General features: G+C 71.8%; 17 protein-coding genes. 7 read left to right on the top strand and 10 right to left on the bottom strand.

Annotation, left to right across the window (positions count from 1 at the left end; genetic code table 11):
• Window positions 1-39: 39 nt before the first annotated feature.
• The gene (locus NE234_RS39370; RefSeq protein WP_252786140.1) at window positions 40-1,242 is read right to left on the bottom strand and encodes a PP2C family protein-serine/threonine phosphatase; all 1,203 of its coding nucleotides are present in this window, start codon (window positions 1,240-1,242) and stop codon (window positions 40-42) included.
• A gap of 42 nt (window positions 1,243-1,284) precedes the next feature.
• On the opposite strand from NE234_RS39370, the gene NE234_RS39365 reads away from it, so the two are divergent.
• Complete coding sequence (locus NE234_RS39365) at window positions 1,285-1,866, top strand: MarR family winged helix-turn-helix transcriptional regulator (protein WP_252786138.1); 582 nt, start codon at window positions 1,285-1,287, stop codon at window positions 1,864-1,866.
• On the opposite strand, the gene NE234_RS39360 is transcribed toward NE234_RS39365, so the two are convergent.
• Window positions 1,858-4,137, bottom strand: coding sequence for a SpoIIE family protein phosphatase (locus NE234_RS39360; RefSeq protein WP_252786136.1), 2,280 nt, complete (start codon window positions 4,135-4,137; stop codon window positions 1,858-1,860). The genes NE234_RS39365 and NE234_RS39360 overlap by 9 nt on opposite strands.
• Before the next feature lie 234 nt (window positions 4,138-4,371).
• On the opposite strand from NE234_RS39360, the gene NE234_RS39355 reads away from it, so the two are divergent.
• Window positions 4,372-8,619, top strand: a complete 4,248-nt coding sequence (locus NE234_RS39355) for a HAMP domain-containing protein (RefSeq protein WP_406567129.1) — start codon at window positions 4,372-4,374, stop codon at window positions 8,617-8,619.
• A gap of 46 nt (window positions 8,620-8,665) precedes the next feature.
• Here the strand turns inward: NE234_RS39355 and NE234_RS39350 are convergent, their stop codons facing one another.
• The 4 genes from NE234_RS39350 to NE234_RS39335 form a co-directional block, all read right to left on the bottom strand.
• Entirely contained in the window at window positions 8,666-9,865 is a 1,200-nt protein-coding gene (locus NE234_RS39350; protein ID WP_252786132.1) for a cytochrome P450, read from the bottom strand.
• A gap of 158 nt (window positions 9,866-10,023) precedes the next feature.
• Window positions 10,024-10,875: a patatin-like phospholipase family protein gene (locus NE234_RS39345; RefSeq protein WP_252786130.1), complete on the bottom strand. Its 852-nt coding sequence runs from the start codon at window positions 10,873-10,875 to the stop codon at window positions 10,024-10,026.
• Window positions 10,872-12,269, bottom strand: coding sequence for a DHA2 family efflux MFS transporter permease subunit (locus NE234_RS39340; RefSeq protein ID WP_252786128.1), 1,398 nt, complete (start codon window positions 12,267-12,269; stop codon window positions 10,872-10,874). Before NE234_RS39340 ends, NE234_RS39345 begins: the two co-directional genes overlap by 4 nt.
• Before the next feature lie 133 nt (window positions 12,270-12,402).
• Window positions 12,403-13,002 (bottom strand): NADPH-dependent FMN reductase, encoded by a 600-nt coding sequence (locus NE234_RS39335; RefSeq protein ID WP_252786127.1) that lies wholly within the window; start codon window positions 13,000-13,002, stop codon window positions 12,403-12,405.
• A gap of 109 nt (window positions 13,003-13,111) precedes the next feature.
• Here NE234_RS39335 and soxR point away from each other — a divergent pair, with 109 nt between their 5' ends.
• Both soxR and NE234_RS39325 read left to right on the top strand, forming a co-directional pair.
• Window positions 13,112-13,570 carry a redox-sensitive transcriptional activator SoxR gene (gene soxR, locus NE234_RS39330; protein ID WP_252786126.1) on the top strand — a complete coding sequence of 153 codons (459 nt, stop codon included), beginning with the start codon at window positions 13,112-13,114 and terminating at the stop codon, window positions 13,568-13,570.
• 120 nt (window positions 13,571-13,690) lie between these two features.
• Window positions 13,691-14,440: an alpha/beta fold hydrolase gene (locus tag NE234_RS39325; protein ID WP_252786124.1), complete on the top strand. Its 750-nt coding sequence runs from the start codon at window positions 13,691-13,693 to the stop codon at window positions 14,438-14,440.
• Window positions 14,441-15,006: 566 nt separating this feature from the next.
• On the opposite strand, the gene NE234_RS39320 is transcribed toward NE234_RS39325, so the two are convergent.
• On the bottom strand, window positions 15,007-15,957 hold the full coding sequence (locus tag NE234_RS39320; protein ID WP_252786123.1) for a helix-turn-helix domain-containing protein: 951 nt from the start codon (window positions 15,955-15,957) through the stop codon (window positions 15,007-15,009).
• A gap of 70 nt (window positions 15,958-16,027) precedes the next feature.
• Between NE234_RS39320 and NE234_RS39315 the strand changes: the two genes are divergently transcribed.
• A complete protein-coding gene (locus NE234_RS39315; protein WP_252786121.1) occupies window positions 16,028-16,360 on the top strand; it encodes a cupin domain-containing protein in 333 nt (110 codons plus the stop codon).
• Here the strand turns inward: NE234_RS39315 and NE234_RS46180 are convergent.
• A complete protein-coding gene (locus NE234_RS46180) occupies window positions 16,278-16,850 on the bottom strand; it encodes a Scr1 family TA system antitoxin-like transcriptional regulator (RefSeq protein WP_406567128.1) in 573 nt (190 codons plus the stop codon). The genes NE234_RS39315 and NE234_RS46180 overlap by 83 nt on opposite strands.
• Before the next feature lie 77 nt (window positions 16,851-16,927).
• Entirely contained in the window at window positions 16,928-17,524 is a 597-nt protein-coding gene (locus NE234_RS39310) for a helix-turn-helix domain-containing protein (RefSeq protein WP_252786120.1), read from the bottom strand.
• Between the two features lie 86 nt (window positions 17,525-17,610).
• Between NE234_RS39310 and NE234_RS39305 the strand changes: the two genes are divergently transcribed.
• Together NE234_RS39305 and NE234_RS39300 are read left to right on the top strand one after the other, a co-directional pair.
• On the top strand, window positions 17,611-18,246 hold the full coding sequence (locus NE234_RS39305; protein ID WP_252786118.1) for a class I SAM-dependent methyltransferase: 636 nt from the start codon (window positions 17,611-17,613) through the stop codon (window positions 18,244-18,246).
• A gap of 71 nt (window positions 18,247-18,317) precedes the next feature.
• Entirely contained in the window at window positions 18,318-19,910 is a 1,593-nt protein-coding gene (locus NE234_RS39300; protein WP_252786116.1) for an MFS transporter, read from the top strand.
• 94 nt (window positions 19,911-20,004) lie between these two features.
• Here NE234_RS39300 and NE234_RS39295 read toward each other — a convergent pair whose 3' ends face one another.
• On the bottom strand, window positions 20,005-20,787 hold the full coding sequence (locus NE234_RS39295) for an SDR family NAD(P)-dependent oxidoreductase (RefSeq protein WP_252786115.1): 783 nt from the start codon (window positions 20,785-20,787) through the stop codon (window positions 20,005-20,007).
• Window positions 20,788-20,853 lie beyond the last annotated feature (66 nt).

Below are 20,853 nucleotides of genomic sequence, written 5' to 3'. Positions count from 1 at the left end.
ACCTCGGTGAGGACGCGCCCGGGCACTCCCGGCTCCTGCTCAGCGACCCTTCCAGTCGAGGCAGACCACGACGGCGTCGTCGGCGAGCTGGGTGCCCTGGTGACGGTCGACGAACCGGTGCAGCAGCGTGCGGACCAGGTCCGCCGGGGGCTGGAGACGGGACTCGGACAGGTCGCGCATCAGGAACTCCTCCTCGTACGCCGCGACGGCCCCCGGCAGGTGCGCGGCGTGCACGCCGTCGCTGACGATGACGAGACGGTCGCCGGGCCGTACGGTGAACCGCTCCTCGGTGTACGGGGTGTCGCCGAACATCCCGAGGGGCAGCTGCCGGTCGAGCGGCACCCGCTCGACGGCGCCGCCCCGCATCCGGTAGATCACGGGTGAGCCCGCGTCCACGGCGGTGACCTCCCCGGTCGCCAGCTCGATGCAGAGCAGGAGGGTCGCGACGTGCTGCCGGCCGCCGTAATGCCGGAAGATCGTCTCGTCGGCGAGCCCGCACTGCTCGAGCAGGTCGCCGCCCGAGCGGCGGGCGTTGCGCATCGCGCCGATGGCGAGCTGGGTCAGGAGCGCCGCCGCGGTCCCCTCGCCCATCCCGTTGGTCACCGAGATGACCAGGGTGTCCCGGCCGGCGCTCCAGTCGAAGTTGTCGCCGGCCACCGCGTAGGCGGGCTCCAGCTGACCGGCGAACTCGTACTCCGGCGCCGAGCCGACGCGACCGGGCAGCAGCTCCCACTGCATCTCCGCGGCGAGCGTCAGACGTTCGCGGCGGCGGGCCTGCCGGTAGCGGTCGGTGGCACGGTCGGCGATCTCCAGCGCGCGGCTCAGCGTCGCGGCCACGTCGAGGAGTTCGGCCCGCTCCTCGGCGGACGGGAGATCGGGCAGTGTGACGCGCAGGACACCGAGCCGGTTGCCCAGGACGGTCAGCGGGAGGTGCAGGAGCCGCCGGGTGCCGGGAGAGACGGTGGTGGGCGGTTCGAGCACGGGTTCCCCGGTGGCCAGGGCCCGCCCGCTGGGGCTGCCGGCCAGCGCGATCGGCGCCTCCCCGGAGGCGACCGGCTGCAGGTAGGCCATCCTGTAGTCGGTCAGGTAGATCTCCGCGGCGTCGGTGCCGCACAGCTTGCGTACGGTCTCCTCGGCGACGTCGGCCAGCTCGTGCGGGGCCGCCAGCCAAATCCGGCGTTCGGCCTCGCGCAGGGCGTTACCGTCCCCGAGACCTCCGCCGCCGGGTTCTTCGTACGACATGGCGATCCGCCTTTCCGTCACCGAATATGCGAAAGTGTGACCATGGCCAGTGCGCACCAGCCCATCGACCGGCAGGCCGCCATCGTCGAAGCGTATGCGGCCGCGCTGGTCAACGCGTGGGACAGGGCCCAGGAGGTCGCCGGCTTCGGAGTCTCGGCGACCCAGTTGCGCGCGCTCGCCGTCATCGACCGCAACCACGAGATGACGATCAGCGCGCTCGCGGGCGAGCTCGGCACCCTGCTGTCGTCGGCGAGCCGGTTGTGCGACCGGCTGGAGGCGGCGGGGCTCATCTCCCGGGACACCGATCCGGCCGACCGCCGCGCCGTGGCCGTCTCCCTGAGCCGGAACGGCAACGCCGTCTTCGCCCAGCTCCGCGAGCGCCGGCAGGCCGAGTTCGCCCGCGTCCTGCGCGAGATGCCGCCCGCCGCGCGCGAGGCCCTGATCGAGGGCCTGGCGGGCTTCCACGTCGCGGCCGGCGAACCGCCCGCGGACAACGGGGCCTCCACGGCGATCGGTTTAGTCGACCGCGCACGCCGGCGCTTCCCGCACTCCGCTCCGCCGCCGACGCGCCGGGCGAGCCGCCACCCGTCCGGAGTCCGCCGCCGGTCGTCCGGGTCAGCGTAGGTGGATCGTGACCAGGCAGGTGTCGTCATTGGTGTTCGCGATGGTGCCGTCGAGCAGGTGATCACTGAACCGCTCCGCGTCGCCGATCGGCCGGCCGGCGAGGCGGATGAGCTCCTGGAGCGCCTCGTCGAGGGGGATGTCGCGGCGTTCGACGAGGCCGTCGGTGAACAGCAGGAGCGCGTCGCCGAGTTCGAGGCTGGTCGTGGCCTCCTCGTACACCGCGTCCGGGGCGAGGCCGAGGAGGAATCCGGCGGGCAGGGGCAGCAGTCCGGCGTCGCCGTCGCGGACCAGGACGGGAGGAAGGTGACCCGCCCGTGCCCACCGCAGCGAGCGCTCCGAGGGGTCGTACAACGCGCAGATGGCCGTGGCGAACGTCCCTCCGGTCAGGTGGTACGCGACGTTGTTCAGCATCCCGAGGAGCTCGGCCGGGCCCGCCCCGGTGATCGCCAGGCCGCGGAGGCTGTTGCGCAGCGCGATCATTCCCGTCACCGCGTCGAGCCCGTGCCCGGCGATGTCGCCGACGGCGAGCAGCACCTTCTTGCTCGGGAGGACGACGGCGTCGTACCAGTCGCCGCCGACGAGCTGACCGCCGCCGGCGGGCCGGTAACGGACGGCGACGTCGAGGCCGAAGGCGCTGACCGGCTGGTCGGTCGACGGCAGGATCGCCTCCTGCAGGTGCAGTGCCAGGCGTTCCTGGTCCTCGGCGCGCTGTTCGGTGTCGGCGAGCCGGTCCTGGGTCGCCGCCAGGGCGACCTCGGAGTGGTAGCGCTCCGACACGTCCTGGTACGCGCCGCGGATCGCGATGACCGCTCCGGACGGATCGGTGACCGGCTCGGCGAAGGCGCGGATCTGGCGTACGGACGTGTCGGACCGGACGAGCCGGAACGTCGCGAAGGCCGGCCGGTGCAGCCGCAGCAACTGCTCGCGGAAACGCCGTACGGTGACCCGGTCCTGCGGCTCGACGTGGCCGGGCAGCTCCTCCAGGCCGATGGCCCGCGCGGAGGCCGGCAGCCCGAAGAGCGCGAACGTCGGCTCGCTCCACATGACCCGCCCGCTCACCAGGTCGTGCTGCCACGCGCCGATCCGGCCGAGCCGCTGGACCTGCTCCAGGAGGGCGCCGGAGGCGCCGATCCGCTCGCCGTCGTCCCAGGTGAAGGTGAGGCGGTCGAAGATCCGCGCGATGCGCACGCGGTGGACCGGCTCGTCGGCGGCGCCGGCGATCGACCACTCGGCCTCGGCGGGCCGGCCGGTCTCCAGGACGTCGAGGCTCACGTCGAGCGGCCCGCCGGGCAGGGCCGTCTGCGGGGAGATGTGCGAGAGACGCTGTCCCAGGAGGCTGCGGGCGGAGTATCCGGTCACCCGGGGGACCTCGCGGCCGATCCGGTCGATGCGCAGGTCGACGACCCGGCCGGAGGCGTCACGGACGGGGCTCAGCAGCAGGAACGCGTCGCTCAGCGCGGTGAGCACGGCGGCGGCGTCGAGCAGCCGGTCCTCGTCGGCCGACTCGGGCCGGGCGTCCAGCGTCCGCGCGCACACCCGCGCGAGGGCGGTGAGCTCGGCGCGTACGGCAGGCGTGAAGCCGGGCAGCCCGGCCGCCCAGCGGATCTCCAGCACGCCGACGCATCCGCCGTCGGCGGACAGGGGAAGGATGGCCCGCGCCACGTCCTGTCCGGCGCCGGTCAGCGGGGGCAGGCCACGGCGCCGGGCGGGTCCGCCCGGCCACCAGATCGGCGCGCCGCCGCGTACGACGCGCTGCTGCAGGCTGTCCATCTGCGGGGGGACGCGACGCCAGTGACCCCGCTCCAGCGGGTCGAACCCGGCGGCGCCGACGAGTTCGAGCGCGCCGTCGGGGCGCAGCGCCCACAGCGCGGCGGCGACGGCGTCGGACAGGGAGAGGGTCTCGTCGAGCAGCGCCGCCGCCATCGCGTCGCCGTCCTCGGCGTGGAGGACGGCCGCCTCCGCCAGCCGGGGGCTCGCGACGGGTCCTCCCTCGTCGGCGGCCCGCCGGGCCGCCTCGGCCAGCGGGTCGTCCGCGGCGAGGTTCACGAGGTCCGCCGCCAGGTCGACGAGCGAGGTGCCGGTGCCGGCCGCGAGGCGCGCCAGATGGCCGAGCGCCTCGGCGGGCGAGCAGCCCAGCCGGTCGACGAGGATGCCCGTCGCGATGTCCGTGAGGGCGCGCGCCGCGGTCCGGTCGCGCGCGTCATCGAGCCGCTGTCGCTGCTCGGCGACAAGAGCGGTCAGCCGCATGACGTCATCCGGCGGGACCGTCATGCCGGCCCCGCCGCGTGTACGTTGAGCGTCACGTGACGCCCGAGGGATGCGGTCAGGTCAAGCCCTTATCTCGTCCGAAGGGAGCGGACAATCCCCAGCGCGAACGTCACATCGCCGCAGACCGGGGGCGTCCGACGGTAACACTGCCAGTATGGTTGCCATGAGGCAAGTAGATGGCGGTCTAACAGAAGAGCACTTGCGCCGCGCATGTGGGCGGACGATCGGAGTGAGGGCATGTCTCAGCGGGATGTCGCAAGATCGGCAGTGCGCGAGCCCGACGGCGCGGACGAGGCAGCCCTGCGCCAGCTCCTCGCCGGGCTGACCGCCGTCCGCGACGGCGACTTCGCCACCCGCCTGCCGCAGACGGGCGACGGGCTGATGGACGAGATCGCCGGCGTGTTCAACGGCATGGCCGATCAGTTGTCCCAGTTCACCTCCGAGGTCACCCGCGTGGTCCGTGAGGTCGGCACGGAGGGCAAGCTCGGCGGCCAGGCCCAGGTTCCGGGCGTCTCGGGGAACTGGAAGCACCTCACCGACTCGGTCAACGCCATGGCCGGCAACCTGACCGGCCAGGTCCGCGACATCGCGCAGGTGGCGACCGCCGTGGCCCGCGGCGACCTGTCCCAGAAGATCACCGTCGACGCCCGCGGCGAGATCCGGGAGCTCAAGACCACCATCAACACGATGGTCGACGAGCTGTCGTCGTTCGCCGACGAGGTGACGCGGGTGGCCCGCGAGGTGGGCACCGAGGGCCGGCTGGGCGGCCAGGCGCAGGTTCCGGGCGTCGGCGGCACGTGGCGCGACCTGACCGACTCGGTGAACTTCATGGCCGGCAACCTCACCGCCCAGGTGCGGTCGATCGCGCAGGTGGCGACGGCGGTGGCGAAGGGCGACCTGTCGCAGAAGATCACGGTCGACGCCCGCGGCGAGATCCTCGAACTGAAGAACACCATCAACACGATGGTGGACCAGCTGTCGTCGTTCGCCGACGAGGTGACGCGGGTGGCCCGCGAGGTGGGCACCGAGGGCCGGCTGGGCGGCCAGGCCGACGTCAAGGGCGTGTCGGGCACCTGGAAGGCGCTGACCGAGTCGGTCAACGTCATGGCGGCGAACCTCACCGACCAGGTCCGGTCGATCGCCGAGGTGACGACGGCGGTCGCCCGCGGCGACCTGTCGCAGAAGATCCGCGTCGACGCGCGCGGGGAGATCCTCGAGCTGAAGGAGACCATCAACACGATGGTCGACCAGCTGTCCGCGTTCGCGGACGAGGTCACCCGCGTCGCGCGCGACGTCGGCACCCAGGGCAACCTCGGCGGCCAGGCCATCGTCCGGGGCGTCTCCGGCACGTGGAAGGACCTCACCGACAACGTCAACGTCATGGCCTCGAACCTGACCGCGCAGGTGCGGTCGATCGCGCAGGTGGCGACGGCGGTGGCGAAGGGCGACCTGTCGCAGAAGATCACCGTCGAGGCCCAGGGCGAGGTCGCCGCGCTCGCGCAGACGATCAACACGATGGTCGACACGCTGGGCGCGTTCGCGGACGAGGTCACCCGCGTGGCCCGCGAGGTGGGCACCGAGGGCATCCTCGGCGGCCAGGCGAACGTCCCCAACGTCGCCGGCACCTGGAAGGACCTCACCGACAACGTCAACTCGATGGCGAACAACCTCACCGGCCAGGTTCGCAACATCGCCCAGGTCACGACGGCCGTCGCTCGCGGCGACCTGTCCAAGAAGATCGACGTCGACGCGCGCGGCGAGATCCTGGAGCTGAAGACCACGATCAACACGATGGTGGACCAGCTGTCGTCGTTCGCCGCCGAGGTCACGCGCGTCGCGCGCGAGGTCGGCAGCGAGGGCCGCCTCGGCGGCCAGGCCGAGGTCGAGGGCGTGTCCGGCACGTGGAAGCGCCTGACCGAGAACGTCAACGAGCTGGCCGGCAACCTGACCCGCCAGGTACGCGCGATCGCCGAGGTCACCAGCGCCGTCGCGACCGGCGACCTGACCCGGTCGATCTCGGTGGAGGCCCAGGGCGAGGTCGCCGAGCTCAAGGACAACATCAACGCGATGGTGCAGTCGCTGCGCGACTCGACGCGGGAGAACCAGGAACAGGACTGGCTGAAGACCAACCTCGCCGGCATCGCCGGCCAGATGCAGGGCCACCGCGACCTGGTGACCGTGGCCGAGCTGATCATGGACGAGATCACCCCGCTCGTCGCCGCGCAGTACGGCACCTTCTACCTCACCGACGCCGGCGGCGGCGAGACCTCCCTGCGCCTGATCGCCAGTTACGGTCACGAGGCCGGCGCGCCGGCCGACCGCGAGTTCAGGCTGGGGGAGTCCCTCGTCGGTCAGGCCGCCCGTACGAAGAAGACCATCACGGTCGACAAGGCCCCACCCGGATACGTGAAGGTCTCCTCCAGTCTCGGCGACTCCGCGCCCGCCGATCTGATCGTGCTGCCGATCGTGTTCGAGGGGCAGGTCCTCGGCGTCATCGAGCTGGCCTCCCTGACCGGCTTCTCACAGGTCCACCGCGACTTCCTCCGGCAGTTCGCCGAGACCGTGGGCGTGAACCTCAACACGATCATCGCCAACTCCCGTACGGACGCGCTGCTGGAGGAGTCGCAGCGGCTCGCCGCCGAGCTGCGGTCCCGCTCCGAGGAACTGCAGGCCCAGCAGGAGGAGCTGCAGCGCTCCAACGCCGAGCTGGAGGAGAAGGCCGCGCTGCTGGCCCGGCAGAACCACGACATCGAGATCAAGAACTTCGAGATCGAGCAGGCCCGGCAGGAGATCGAGGAGCGCGCCCGGCAGCTCGCGCTGGCCTCCAAGTACAAGTCGGAGTTCCTGGCGAACATGTCGCACGAGCTGCGCACACCGCTGAACAGCCTGCTGATCCTGGCCCGCATCCTCGCCCAGAACCCCGGCCGGAACCTCACGGCCAAGCAGGTCGAGTTCGCCAACATCATCCACTCGGCCGGCACCGACCTGCTGCAGCTGATCAACGACATCCTGGACCTGTCCAAGGTCGAGGCCGGCAAGATGGACGTCCACTCCGAGAGCATCGCCGTCACCCGGCTAATGGAGGACATCGAGACCACGTTCCGGCCGCTCACGACGGAGAAGGGGCTGGACTTCCGGGTCGACATCGCGGACGAGGCGCCGGCCGAGATCTACACCGACGAGCAGCGGCTGCGCCAGATCCTGCGCAACCTGCTGTCGAACGCCGTGAAGTTCACCGAGCGCGGCGGCGTGGAGCTGCGGATCCGGCTCGCCGACGACGTCACCCTGCCGTCCCTGGAGCCGGGCGAGCCGGTGCTCGCCTTCGAGGTGATCGACACCGGGATCGGCATCGCGGAGGAGAACCTGGAGGCGATCTTCGGCGCCTTCCAGCAGGGCGACGGCACGACGAGCCGCCGGTACGGCGGCACCGGGCTGGGCCTGTCGATCTCCCGTGAGGTCGCGGGGCTGCTCGGCGGCGAGATCCACGCCAAGAGCCGTGTCGGGGACGGCACCACGTTCACGCTCTACCTGCCGCCGACGGCACCGAGGCCCGGTGAGTACTCCGGCGGGAAACTCGACGCCCTTCCGGTCGCCGCCGGAACTCCGGCGGCCGCGCCGGTCGTCCCCGAGACGCGCCGGCTGCTGGTCCTGGAGGAGGACGGCGGCCTGCTCACCCCGCTGGCCCGCAGCGCGGCGGCCGACCTCGCCGACACGCACGGGAACGTGGAGATCACCAGCGCGACCGACGCCGACGAGGCGGTCGACGCCCTGCTCGACGCTCCGCACGCCTGCGTGCTCCTCGACCCGAGCCTCCCCACGGCGACGGCCTTCTTCGACCGGCTCGACCGGCAGCCGGGACTCGGCGGCCTGCCGGTGCTGGCCCACCCCGGCCGCAGGCTCAGCGCCGCCCAGGAGCGGCTGGCCGCCGGACGGGCCCGCTCCCACCCGTTCGAGCTGCTGCCCTCTCTCGACGAGCTGCGTGAGCGTGTCACCCTGTACCTCTCGGGCGGGCGGCTCGTCGACGCGCTGCCCTTCATGACCCCGCCCACGGAGCCGGCCCGGGCCGATGCCGCTGCGGAGGAGGACGCCGAGGTGCTCGGCTACGCCGAGCTGAGCGGCCGCCGGGTGCTCATCATCGACGACGACGTCCGCAACGTGTTCGCGATCTCCAGCGCGCTGGAGCTGTACGGCATGTCGGTCATCCACGCGCCCAACGGCAAGAAGGGCATCGAGGTGTTGCGCGAGCACGACGACGTCGAGCTCGTGCTGATGGACATCATGATGCCGGAGATGGACGGGTACGCCACGACGGCCGCGATCCGTGAGATGCCGCGGTTCGCGGACCTGCCGATCATCGCCGTCACCGCCCGCGCGATGCACGGGGACCGGGAGAAGAGCCTGTCCGCCGGCGCGACCGATCACGTGGCCAAGCCGGTCGACACCGAGGAGCTCCTCGCCTGCATGAAGCGGTGGCTGCACACCTGACGCCGGAGAGCCGGCCCGCCCGGCCGCGGCCGGGCGGGCCGGTCGTTCACCAGGCGAGCGGCAGGCTGTAGGCCCCGTAGATGACCATGTCGTCCCGCAGCGGCACGTCCTCGGGCGGCACGGCCAGCCGAAGACCGGGGAAGCGGGCGAAGAGCGCCGGGTAGGCGACCTTCATCTCGGCACGGGCCAGCTGCTGGCCCAGGCACTGGTGGAACCCGTGGCCGAAGGCCACATGCTGCGCCGGGGGCCGCGTGATGTCGAGCCGGTCGGGATCGGGGTAGTGCTCGGGGTCGCGGTTCGCGGCGGACAGCGCGGCGACCACGGTCTCGCCCTCGCGTACGAGGTGCCCGCCGATCTCCACGTCCTCCCGGGCGACGCGCACGAGCCCGAACTGGATGATGCTGAGGTAGCGCAGCAGTTCCTCGACCGCGCCGTCGATCAGCTCCGGCCGCTCGCGCAGCGCCCGCAGCTGCTCCGGATGGGTCAGCAGCGTCAAGGTCCCCAGGGCCAGCATGTTGGCGGTCGTCTCGTGCCCGGCCACGAGCAGCAGCAGCCCGACGCCGGTCAGCTCCTCCGGCGTCAGCCCGTTGTCCGGGTCGTGGACCAGGCTGCTGAGCAGCGCGTCGTCGGGCTCGCGCCGTTTGCGGTCGATGAGGCCGCGGATGTAGTCCCAGATCGCGTCGCGGGCCGCGAAGATCGTGTCCCGGTCGGCGCCGACCTTGAGCAGTGTGCCGGTCCAGTCCTGGAAGGCGGCCCGGTCCTCGTACGGGACGCCGAGCAGTTCGCAGATGACGAGGGAGGGGATCGGCAGCGCGAAGGCGGGGACCAGGTCGACCGGCGGTCCGGTGCGCTCCATCGCGTCGAGGTGCTCGGCGACGATCTCCTCGATCCGCGGGGTCAGCTCGCGCATCCGCCGGGTGGTGAACCAGCGGGTGAGGATCCGCCGGTAGCGGGTGTGCTCGGGGGCGTCCATGCTGATGAAGGACCCGGAGCGGAAAACGGGCTCGTCGGGGCGTATGGGGAACGCCCGCACCGGGGACGAGGCGCGCAGCCGGTCCGAGCTGAACCGGGGGTCCGAGAGGATCGCCCGGACGTCCTCGTGCCGGGTGAGCAGCCAGCCGACCTTGCCGTCCGGGAACGAGAGTCTGCTGACCGGGTCCTCCTCCCGCAGCAGGCGGTACTCCCGGGGCGGGTCGAACGGGCGCTCGCGGCGTGTCGGCAGCGACGGCGGCGTGGAAACGGACAAGGGGAACCTCCTCCGCTCAGGCCCGGCCCGCGGATACGACACCGGAGATGCACCGGTCAGTGGCCGGCCGGTGTTCCCGGCGCCGGCCGCCCGCGGCCCTGTACGACCCGGACGGCGGCCGAGCGACATCTCCCACCCTATGCCGAGATATGTGTGTTTTACATAGATCGCCGGTCTGTTTTACCTTCGGGGCCGCCCGGGCGGAGCCGGGCCGCCAACCCGGCATCCCGGATCGCCTCGGCGGCGCCGGCCGCCTGCCGGACTCCCGCCTCGTACGACGCCGGGGAGGCGGCACGGTCGTGCAGATCGGGTCCGAACGCCTCGATCGCCGCCCGGTCGGGGACGATCCGCACGGCGGGCGGCGCGGCCGTCGCCTCCGACGGAAGGAGGTGGGCCAGCGGCTCGACGAGGATCACCGCCCCGGCGCCGGCGGCCAGGTCCGCGTTCGCGCCCCCGGCCAGCGCGCCGTCCATGTACCGCCGGCCGCCGAGGGTGATCGGCGGGTAGACGCCCGGCATGGCGCAACTCGCCGCCACGGCGGACGCCAGCGGCGCGCCGTCGTCGCGACTCCAGACCCGCCGCTCACCGGACTCGACGTCGACCGTCGTGATCAGCAGGCGGCCGTCCGGCCAGCCGGTGCCGGTCAGGGCGGCCATCCGGGACCGGTGCGCCTCCTCCTCGCCCGTCCCGGCGAGGGCGATCCGGCCGACCCGTCGCCGCGCCTCCACCGGGTCCAGACTCCGGTCGCCGAGCACGGCGAACACCTCGCTCAACCGCGCCGGATCCACCGCCGGGCCCGGCGTCTCGGTGCCGGTCCGCGGCGGGGCGCCCAACCGTTCGAGATCCCTGCCGGTCGCGAGCATCGCGCCGACGATCGCGCCCGCCGAGGTGCCGACGATCAGGTCGGCCCCCGCCAGGTCGACACCGGCCCGGCGCAGCCCGACACCCAGACCCGCCGTCCAGGCCGTGCCGACGACGCCGCCGGGCCCCAACACCAGTGCCGTGGTCATGACTTCCGTCCTTTCGAGGAGTGGCCCGGCAGGAACAGCGCGGGCGGCAGGGCCAGGGCCATCAGGACCACGGCCCAGACGTAGGTGTGCTGGAAGGCGTCGGCCAGCGGAGGAGCGATCGCGTGCCTGGCCGGCGCCGGGAGCGCCCGGACCGCGCCGATGCCCCGCTCGGCGGTGCCGGGCAGCCGGTCGCGCATCGCCCCGGCGAGGACGACCGAGATCAGGGCCGTGCCGAGCGCGGCGGAGACCTGCTGGGTGATGTTCAGCGCCGTGCTGGCACCGGGAACCTCATCATTCGGGACGTTCCGGGTCGCCGCCGTCATCGCCGGCATGATCGTCATTCCCACCCCGACGCCGGTCACGGCGAGCGGCAGGACGAGGTGCCAGTACGGCGTGTCGGCGTGGACCTGGGTGGTGAAGACGAGGAACCCGATGCTCGCCAGGGCGATCCCCACGGGCACCAGCCGCCGGGGAGACACCTTGTCGGTCAGCCGGCCGGCGATCTGCATGGTGGTGCCGGTGGTCAGCACCTGCGGGATGCCGAGCAGCCCGGAGGCCGTCGCGCTCTGCCCCCGTACGACCTGGTAGTACAGCGGCAGCAGCAGCATCGACCCGAAGTAGGCGCAGGTGAAGAACACCAGGGATCCGGCGGCGGTCGCGAACGACCGCCGCCGGAACAGCCGCAGGTCGATCAGCGGATGCCGGGCCGTCAGCCCGCGGACGACGAACCCGGCCACCAGCGCGGCGCCCGCCAGGGTGGGGACGAGCACCTTCGCGGTGCCGAAGTCGCCGTGCTCACCCCCGGTGGCCAGCCCGTAGATCGCCATGGCCAGCCCCGGAGAGAGCATCAGCAGGCCCGGAACGTCGAGGCGGTGCCCCGGCTCCGGCGCGTCGGCCGGGAAGATCCGGCCGGCCAGCAGGAGCACCAGCGCCCCGATCGGAACGTTGATGAAGAAGATCCAGCGCCAGGAGGCGCTGTCGACCAGCCAGCCGCCGAGGATCGGCCCGGCCAGCGGCCCGATCAGAACCGGAATGCCCAGCACGCTCATCATCCGGCCCCGGCGTTCCGGGTCGGCGGCCCGGATGACGATCGTCATCGCCAGCGGCGTGATCATCCCACCGCCGAGACCCTGCAGCGCGCGGAAGCCGATCAGCGAGCCCGTGTTCCAGGCGAGCCCCGCCAGCGCCGAGCCCAGGGTGAACACCCCGATCGACGTCAGGTAGGCGCGCTTGGCGCCGAACCGGCCGACCGCCCACGCCGTGGCGGGGATCACCGAGGCCAGCGCGAGGGTGTACCCGGTGGCCACCCACTGGATGGTCGCGACCGGCGCGTGGAAGCCCTGGGACAGCCGGCCAAGGGCGACGTTGACGATGGTCACGTCGATGACCGTCATGATCGATCCGAGCACGATGACCATGGCGATCGCCATCGGAGCGGGAGCGCCGCGCGGTGGCCCGGAGCGGGTGTCGGGGTGACAAGTGGAGGTGGTCGTCATGGGGATGTCCCGTTCGTCATGAGGCTCGGCGTCAGGCGGCGTACGGACGGACGGCGCGCGCCTCGCGCAGCGCGCGGGCCCACCACAGCAGCTGGTCGAGCAGGGCCTTGGCGGCCGCATTGCACCCGGCCGGGTCGACCGGCCGCCCCTCCGCGTCGAACCGCTCCCAGGCGCTGTGGAAGCTGACGGTCTCGCGGACCGTGACGGCGTGCACCTCGGCGAAGACCGGGCGAAGATGCTCGACCGCCCGCAGCCCACCGGACAGGCCCCCGTACGACACGAAGCCGACCGGCTTGGCGTGCCACTCCGTGTGATGCCAGTCGATGAGGTTCTTCAGCGAGGCCGGGAAACTGTGGTTGTACTCCGGTGTCACGACGACGAACGCGTCGGCCGCGGCGAGGCGTGGCGTCACCCTCTCCAGCGCGCGGGCCGTCCCGGGTGCCGGCGCCGATCCGAACGCCGGGAACGTCAGCGGCAGCCCGACCTCGGCCAGGTCGATGACGTCGACCTCGACGTCCGTACGTTCGCGGGCCCGGCCCGCGAACCAGTCGGCGACGGTCGTGCCGAACCGTCCTTCGCGGACGCTCCCGATGATGACGGCGACCCTGAACCGCTCGGTGCTCTCGGACATGACAGAACCCCTGTTCGTCTCGATGGTGGTGTCACGACCGCCGGTGGAGCGGCCGTGGGCACCACCATCGGACTTAAACAAAGGTTGAAGTCAAGCTAGGCTGCCCGGCATGGATCACCAGCACCCGAAGATCACCAAGGAGCTGACGATCGGAGAGCTCTCCGAGCGCAGCGGCGTCGCCGCCTCGGCCCTGCGCTTCTACGAACGGCAGGGCCTCATCCACAGCCGCCGCACCAGCGGCAACCAGCGCCGGTACCACCGCACGACGCTGCGCCGGGTCGCCTTCATCCGCGCGGCGCAGAGCGTCGGCATGCCGCTCGACTGCGTCGGCCACGTCCTCGACATGCTGCCGCCGGACGCCGAACTCACCCGCGACTTCTGGGTCGGCGTCTCCGAGTACTGGCAGAAGGAGGTCAACGAGCGCATCGCGAAGATGGAACGGATGCGGGACCGGTTCACCGAGTGCATCGGCTGCGGCTGCCTCTCCTTCGAGCAGTGCACGCTCGTCAACCCGAACGACGTGCTCGCCGAGCAGGGCCCCGGCCCCCGCCGCCTCCTGACCCCCTGAGCCGCCCCGTTCCCGGCGACCACGTGGACCGGAACCCTGGTGAGGAGAAACGCCGCGGCGTGCCCTAACGTGTGACCGATCTGTTCTGAATCGCGTTGACGAAACCCCAGGGGGCGGGCCGTGGCGGCGCAGATTCCGCATGTCGAGTACGAGCGGCCCGCACGACGGCCCGTGGTGCTGGCCGTTCCGGGCACGTTGTGCGCGCCCGCGGTATTCCGGCCGCTGGCGCAGCGCCTGGCCGGGCAGGCCGATATCGACGCGGTGTCCTGGATGACCGACTCCGGCCCCTGGGACCTCGGCACGGTCGCCGACCGGCTCGCCGCACACATCACACGGCGGCACGGCACGCCGGTGATCGTCATCGGGCATTCCACCGGCGGCGCCATCGCGCTGCGCCTGGCGGCCGGACACCCCGGGCTGGTGGCCGCCCTGATGCTCGTGGACACCGGCGCACATATGCGCGGCCATGGCGACGTGGACGCCATCGTCGCCTCGCTGGCCACGGACTGGGGCCCGCAGCTGCACGCCAGGGTGCTGGACCGGTCATTCGCCACGCCACCCGACCCGGCCTTCCGCGACGAACTGCTCGCCTACGCGGCCTCGGTCCCCGTCCAGGCCGCGCTGGACGCCCTGCGCAGTCAGCGGGACCTGGATCTGACCCCGGCACTGCCCGAGATCGACTGCCCGGTCACCGTGCTGCACGGCCTGCACGATCCGGCGAGAACGCCGGACCAGTCACGGGAACTGGCCGAGGCCATCCCGGGCGCGCGGCTGCGCCTGCTCGACACCGGACACACCCCGGTCTACGAGGACCCGAAGGCGGTGGCCGCCGAGCTGCTCGCCCTGCTCGCGCGCCGCCAGGAAGCCTGACGGCGGTTCCCGGACGTACTACGCGCGCAGCGGGACTTTCACGCCGCCGGAGAGCGGAGAGTCGTGAAGTGTCGGCGACTTGAGCCAGGTGACGACGGTCACGCTTCACGAGGGTTCGGACGCGCCGGACCGGCGCGGGCGCAGATCACGCCCCTTGGGCATCGCGTCGGTCCGGCCGCACTGCCACGCACGTAGGTACGTGCGGGTGGCGCCGGCGTCCGTCTGCCAACGCGCGTCGGCGGCCGCGATCACGGGTATCGCGACCTGACCTGTGTACTCGAATCACGATGGCCCTGGTGCGGATCGAGGGGCCTCGATCCCAGTGGCGAAGCGGCCGTGGTGACCGTGCCGTGCTGGCTGCCGGCGCTGTCCCGGGCCGTGGTGCGGGTCCCGGCTGCCGGAGTCGTAAGGCCGGCGGTGTACCGCCGAGGGTTTTCGTGGTCGGAGCAACGAATACTCTCGGCGCTATGCGCTGATCACACGCGATCCGCAACGCTTGTCGTCTGCGTGAAATGCCGCTAGATCCGCCGATCGGGGCGTCGGTGGGCGGTTGCGTCGATCGGTCGTCATCGTGGCGTGGCCTGGAACGCGCGGCGGTAGGCGCCGGGCGTCGTGCCAAGGCCGTTGAGAAAGCGCCTGCGGAGGTTGGTGGCCGAGGAGAGACCGACGCGGCGGGCGATGACGTCCAACGGGAGATCGGTCGACTCCAGTAGGTCCTGGGCTCTGGCGATGCGCTGGGCGAGCAGCCACTGCCCGGGGCTCGTGCCGAGTTGTTCGACGAACCGCCGGGTGAGGGTACGCGCTGAGACGCCCGTGTGCGCGGCCATGGTCTCGACGGTCATCGGTTCGCTCAGTCGTTCGGCGATCCACTCCAGCAGCGGCGCGAGGGTGTCGTCGATCTGGGCTGGATGTGGCGGTGCCGAGTACTGCAACTGTCCGCCCTCGCGGTGGGGCGGCATGACCATGGTTCGCGCGATGTGGGCGGCGTACCGGGCGCCCTGGTCCCGGCGTACGAGATGTATGCACAGGTCGAAGCCCGCCCCGGCGCCGGCGCTGGTGGCGACGTCACCGTGGTCCACGTACAGCACGTCCGAGTCGACCTGGATGTTCGGGAAGCGCGCGGCGAGCTCGTCGGCCTGCGCCCAGTGCGTGGTCGCCCGTCGTCCGTCCAGCAGTCCGGCGTGCGCGAGGGCGAAGGCGCCGGAGCAGATGCTGACCACCCGCGCTCCGCGGGAGTGCGCGCGGCGCAGCGCTCGGATGACCGCAGGTGAGGGTGGCTCGTCGATGGGCAGCCAGCCCGGGATGATCACGGTGTCCGCCCGGTCGAGCGCGTCCAAGCCGTCGGTGACCAGCATGTCGTACGCCGCGAGCGTCGCCACCGCGCCGGGGCGCTCCGTGCACACGCTGAAGGCGTACCGGGCCGGAAGTACCGGCCTCTCGATCCCGAAGACCTGGGCCGCGCAGGCGAGTTCGAAGGTCGATTGCGGTGGGCGGACGAGCGCCGTTACCCGATGCATGGCGGAAAAGTACCGCTACACGTCTTTCTTGACACTCGGCGCGGCCGCGGTCGCCCGCCAGGCTGGCCCCATGACGACAGAACAGAGCACCCCTGCCTATGCGTGGTCCAACGTTCAGGACGCCCCGGTCCGTGAACTCTTCCCGGGCATCCGTGTGCGCCCGCTGTGGAAAGGGGGCGATGGGGCGGGGGCTTATGTGCTGGAAATGGACCCGAACACCTGCTGGCAGGGGATCGACGTCCACGAGCCGGGTCCCGAAGAGGTCTTCGTCGTCTCCGGCATCTTCAACGACGGCGAGCGCGACTACCCGGCAGGCTCTTTCATCCACGCTCCGGCAGGCTCCTCACACGTTCCACAGACGGCGACGGGCTGCACGCTTTTCCTGTTCTACCCGGAAGGCTGACGAGCCGTACCGTCCGAGCCTTCGCGCCGCCGCACCGCCTTCCGGTGGACTCCGATCGGATTGAAGAGGACGCGCGGGGCATCCTCGGACACCCCGCGCGTCGTCCCTGAGGAACTCTGCTGCATCGACACTCGCCGGTCTCCAATCGCTGCTCGATCAGGACACGCGAGCTCCGGCTGATCGAGGGATGCCAGATCCACGGGGGGTCGGGCCGCTCCAGGACCGCGGTCTGCCGCTCCATCCTGGCCTTGAGCGCTTCTTCGACATCTTTCACGTAGCTGCTCGCAAGCAGCAGGGCTCGCGCGTGCTTCTGGGTCTGAGACGGAGTTGGGACGTACTGGCCTTGATAGATGCGAAATATCCGAGCGATCGTTTCATACGCGGTAACCGACTGGGCCCAGTCGGGGTTATGGCCCTTGCGGGCGTACCAGAGGAGCAGTTCGAACAGGCCGCCGGTCTGGAAGTGGCGGTCGAGGATCTTGGCCACCATGTGCCAGAGAGACGTCCTCGGGTACCGCGAGCGCTCTAGACCGCTCTAGCCAGTCCGCCGGGCCACCCGTCGGCTCCTTACTCGGTCGCGACGCGTTTCGGGGCGGCGCGGACGTGTGCGCGTTCGCCCTGTTTCCCGATGAGGCTCAGGAACTCGACCGGGCCGGCGCTGGTGGCCCCGAACCAGTGCGGGATGCGCGTGTCGAACTCCGCGGCCTCCCCGGGCCTGAGGAGGAGGTCGTGCTCCCCGAGGACGAGGCGGAGCGTTCCGTTGAGGACGTAGGCCCAGTCGTAGCCCTCGTGGGTGCGCAGCTCGGGCTCGGCGTCGTCGCTGCCGGCCGGGAGGACGAACTTGTACGCCTGAATCCCTCCGGGCCTGCGGGTCAGCGGCAGGATGACCGAGCCGTCGCCGCAGGGGATGGGACGCAGGTTGACGCGGGGATCGCCGGTCGGTGGCGCGTCGACGAGTTCGTCCAGCGTGACCCCGTACGCGCGGGCGAGCGGCAGCAGTTGCTCGAGCGTGGGGCGTCGCAGCCCCGCCTCCAGCCGGGACAAGGTGCTGGTGGAGATGCCGGTCTCCGCCGCGAGAGCGGCGAGCGTGACGCCCTGGTGCAGCCGGAGCTGCTTCAACCTCGGTCCCACCGCGTCGAGAGTGCGCTCGAAGGTTTCGTCCATCCCCCCAGTTTGCCATTCGGCAACAACGTTTGCGGATACGCGGCGTCCGCCTGCACCATGACCAGCGCGAACAAGGAGGACGACCTGTGACGTACGACTTCGACAAGGACTTCTGGGAGCGGCACTGGCAGCAGGGGCGCGCCGAGGGACCGGGGACCATGGGCGGCAATCCGCCGAACCCGTACCTCGCGCGTGAGACCGGCGGCCTGACACCGGGCACGGCACTGGACGCGGGCTGTGGCGGCGGCGCCGAGGCGATCTGGCTCGCCTCTCACGGCTGGCACGTCACCGCGGCCGACATCTCGTCCGAGGCCCTCGCCCGCGCCGCCGAACGCGCGGCGGCGAGCGCGGCCACCGAGCGCCTGCGGTGGGTCGAGGCCGATCTGAGCGCCTGGAGCCCGGACGCGCCGTACGACCTGGTCATGACCCACTACGCCCACCCGGCGATGCCGCAGCTGGAGTTCTACGACCGCATCGCCGCATGGGTGGCTCCCGGCGGCACGCTGCTCATCGTGGGGCACCGGCACGGCCCGGGCACCACCGGCCACGGGCACCACCCGCCCGCCGAGGCGTCGGTCACCGCCGCGGCCATCACCGCGCGCCTGGACGGCGAGACGTGGGAGATCGTCACCGCCGAAGAGCCCTCCCGTACGGTCACCGGCCCCGAGGGCCGGGCGGTCCACCTCGACGACGTCGTCGTACGCGCCACCCGGCGCCACTGACCACACGACCCGACGGCGCCGGGCCCCGCTGCTCCGGCGCCGATACCCCCTGCCCGCGTGAGAGGAATGCCATGAGTACGAGCCCGTCCATGGACGCGAGAGTCCCCGACCCGGTCATCCACGATGCGCGACGACGGCGTACGGTCCTGGTCGCGGTCTGTGTCGCGCTGATGGCGGTCATCGCCTCGGTGTCCGGGCTGAACGTCGCGCAGCCGGAGCTCACCGCCGCGTTCGACGCCTCCCAGTCCGAGGTCCTGTGGATCATCAACATCTACGCGATCAGTCTGGGCGCGCTGCTCCTGCCGCTCGGCGCGCTGGGCGACCGATGGGGGCGCAGGCCGGTGCTGCTCGCGGGCCTGGTCGTCTTCGGAACGGCGAGTGCGGCGGCCGGCCTCGCCCCGTCCTCCGGGGTCATGCTCGCCGCGCGCTTCCTGAGCGGCGTGGGCGCGGCGATGATCATGCCGGTCACCCTCGCCGTCATCACCTCGACCTTTCCGGACGAGGAGCGCTCCAAGGCGATCGGCGTGTGGACCGGTGTCGCCGGCGGGGGAGGAATCCTGGGGATGTACCTGTCGGCGGTGCTGGTCGACCTGGCGAGCTGGCGGTGGTTGTTCGTCCTGCCGGTCGTGCTCGTCGTCGTCGCGATCGTCATGACCCTGCGCTCCGTCCCGAACTCCCGCGAGGCGTCGGCGCACGGGTTCGACACGGTCGGGTCGCTCGCGTCCGTCGTCGCGGTGGTGGGGCTCGTTCTCTTCCTCCACGAGGGTCCCGAGCGCGGCTGGACCGAGTCCGCGACGTTGCTGAGCCTCCTCGTCGGCGTCATCGCCGCCGCCGGATTCGTGGCGTGGGAGCTGCGTCGGCCGGCTCCGCTCCTCGACGTCCGCCTGTTCCGCGAGCGCGGTCTCGCGAGCGGGTCCGTGGCGCTCCTGACGGTCTTCGGCGTGCAGGCGGGGATCTTCGTGGTCCTGTTCCCGTACTTCCAGGCGGTGCTCGGCTGGTCCGGCCTGCGTTCCACCCTGGCGCTGATGCCGATGGCGCTGCTGATGATGGTCGCCTCCGGCCTCGCCCCCAGGATGGCCGCGCGCCTCGGCAGCCGCTCGACGATGGCCGCGGGGATCCTCCTGAGCGGCGCGGGGCTGGTCCTCATGGCGACCTGCGTCTCCGCCGACGGCGGCTACCGGTCGATCCTCCCTGGCATGCTCGCCATGGGACTCGGCATGGGCCTGACGATGACGCCCTCCACCGAGGCCATCACCAGCGCCCTGCCGCGTGAGCGGCAAGGCGTCGCGTCCGCGCTCAACGACGTCACCCGGGAGTTTGGCACCGCGCTCGGTGTCGCGCTGCTCGGAGCGGTCCTGACCGCCGGCTACCGCGGCGCCATCGGCTCCCGGCTGCACGGGGTGCCGGACCACGCCGCCGCGACCGCCCGCGAGGGCGTCGTCAAGGCCCTCGCGGCCGCCGGCGAGGCCGGTTCCCAGGCGCAGGCGCTGACCCGGGCCGCCAGGGAGTCCTTCGTCGAGGGCTGGCAGCAGGCCATGTGGGCCGGTGCGGCGGTCATGGCGGTGCTCTTCGTCTACGTTCTCCTGCGCGGTCCTCGGCGACGGCCCCAAGAGGCCGGTGACGACGGCCGTACGGCGGACGACGCGCTCATCGAGGTGCGCTGACCCGCCGGAACCCCCTTCATCCGACGAACGCCCGGTGCCGCTCAGGCTTCGCCGGCTCCGGGCACCGTCCTCCCGCCGAGCGGACCCCGACGGTTCACATCGCGACGACCGCGGTCTTGCCGCCGTCCACGGTCAGTACAACGCCTTGGATGTAGGAGGCCCGGGGCGAGACGAGGAAGCGGATGGCCTCGGCCACCTCTTCCGGCCGGCCGCCCCGGCCCGCCGGCAAGCCGGCGAGATACCCCCCCATCATGTCCCGGATCTGCTCGTTGGCCGGGGTGAGGATGTGGCCGGGATCGACGGAGTTGACTCGCACGCCGCGCGGTCCGTACTCGGCGGTCCACGACTTCGTCAGCATGCTGAGTGCCCCCTTGGCGGCCTGGAAGGCGCTCGTTCCCGAGGCCGCCATGGTGGTGCTGAGGCTGCCGACGTTGACGATCGCTCCCCGGCCACGCTGGGCCATGGCGGGCGCGAACGCTCCCACCAGGATGTACGGCGCCTTCACGTTCAGGTTGAACGCCGCGTCGAACATCTCCTCTGACGTGTCCTCGGTCGGCGCGAAACCGCCACCGCCGGCATTGTTGACCAGCACGTCCAAGGGGGCGCCGTCGAGGGCCTCATTCGTCTCGGCGACCAGGCGGCGTACCGCTGCGGGGTCATTGAAGTCGGCGACCAGGTCCACCGCCCGTCCTCCGGCCGACTCGATCAGCTTCCGGGTCTCGGCGGCGCGGCCGCTGTCACGGCCACAGACCACGATCGAGTATCCGTCTTCGGCCAGCCGTAGGGCGGTCTCCCGCCCGATCCCGCTCGTCGAACCGGTGACCATGGCCCACGAGCCTCGCGCCACAGAACCGCCGGGCGTCGCCGTCTCACTCATACGAGGGCCTCTTCCTTTCTCCGCAGATCCAGCCATCCCGGCCGGGTGAAATCGGACACGTGCGTC

Origin of the sequence: Actinoallomurus rhizosphaericola, assembly GCF_024055675.1 — a bacterium.
Lineage (GTDB): Bacteria > Actinomycetota > Actinomycetes > Streptosporangiales > Streptosporangiaceae > Actinoallomurus > Actinoallomurus soli.
Note: the sequence above shows the minus strand (reverse complement) of the source record. Positions and strands in the feature narration are given on the sequence as shown.

Excerpts from the sequence above, each read along its gene's own strand:
- NE234_RS39370 (WP_252786140.1), bottom strand. The coding sequence starts at position 1,242 with ATGTCGTACGAAGAACCCGGCGGCGGAGGTCTCGGGGACGGTAACGCC.
- NE234_RS39365 (WP_252786138.1), top strand. The coding sequence starts at position 1,285 with ATGGCCAGTGCGCACCAGCCCATCGACCGGCAGGCCGCCATCGTCGAA.
- NE234_RS39360 (WP_252786136.1), bottom strand. The coding sequence starts at position 4,137 with ATGACGGTCCCGCCGGATGACGTCATGCGGCTGACCGCTCTTGTCGCC.
- NE234_RS39355 (WP_406567129.1), top strand. The coding sequence starts at position 4,372 with ATGTCTCAGCGGGATGTCGCAAGATCGGCAGTGCGCGAGCCCGACGGC.
- NE234_RS39345 (WP_252786130.1), bottom strand. The coding sequence starts at position 10,875 with ATGACCACGGCACTGGTGTTGGGGCCCGGCGGCGTCGTCGGCACGGCC.
- NE234_RS39340 (WP_252786128.1), bottom strand. The coding sequence starts at position 12,269 with ATGACGGTCATCGACGTGACCATCGTCAACGTCGCCCTTGGCCGGCTG.
- NE234_RS39335 (WP_252786127.1), bottom strand. The coding sequence starts at position 13,002 with ATGTCCGAGAGCACCGAGCGGTTCAGGGTCGCCGTCATCATCGGGAGC.
- soxR (WP_252786126.1), top strand. The coding sequence starts at position 13,112 with ATGGATCACCAGCACCCGAAGATCACCAAGGAGCTGACGATCGGAGAG.
- NE234_RS39320 (WP_252786123.1), bottom strand. The coding sequence starts at position 15,957 with ATGCATCGGGTAACGGCGCTCGTCCGCCCACCGCAATCGACCTTCGAA.
- NE234_RS39315 (WP_252786121.1), top strand. The coding sequence starts at position 16,028 with ATGACGACAGAACAGAGCACCCCTGCCTATGCGTGGTCCAACGTTCAG.
- NE234_RS46180 (WP_406567128.1), bottom strand. The coding sequence starts at position 16,850 with ATGGTGGCCAAGATCCTCGACCGCCACTTCCAGACCGGCGGCCTGTTC.
- NE234_RS39310 (WP_252786120.1), bottom strand. The coding sequence starts at position 17,524 with ATGGACGAAACCTTCGAGCGCACTCTCGACGCGGTGGGACCGAGGTTG.
- NE234_RS39300 (WP_252786116.1), top strand. The coding sequence starts at position 18,318 with ATGAGTACGAGCCCGTCCATGGACGCGAGAGTCCCCGACCCGGTCATC.
- NE234_RS39295 (WP_252786115.1), bottom strand. The coding sequence starts at position 20,787 with ATGAGTGAGACGGCGACGCCCGGCGGTTCTGTGGCGCGAGGCTCGTGG.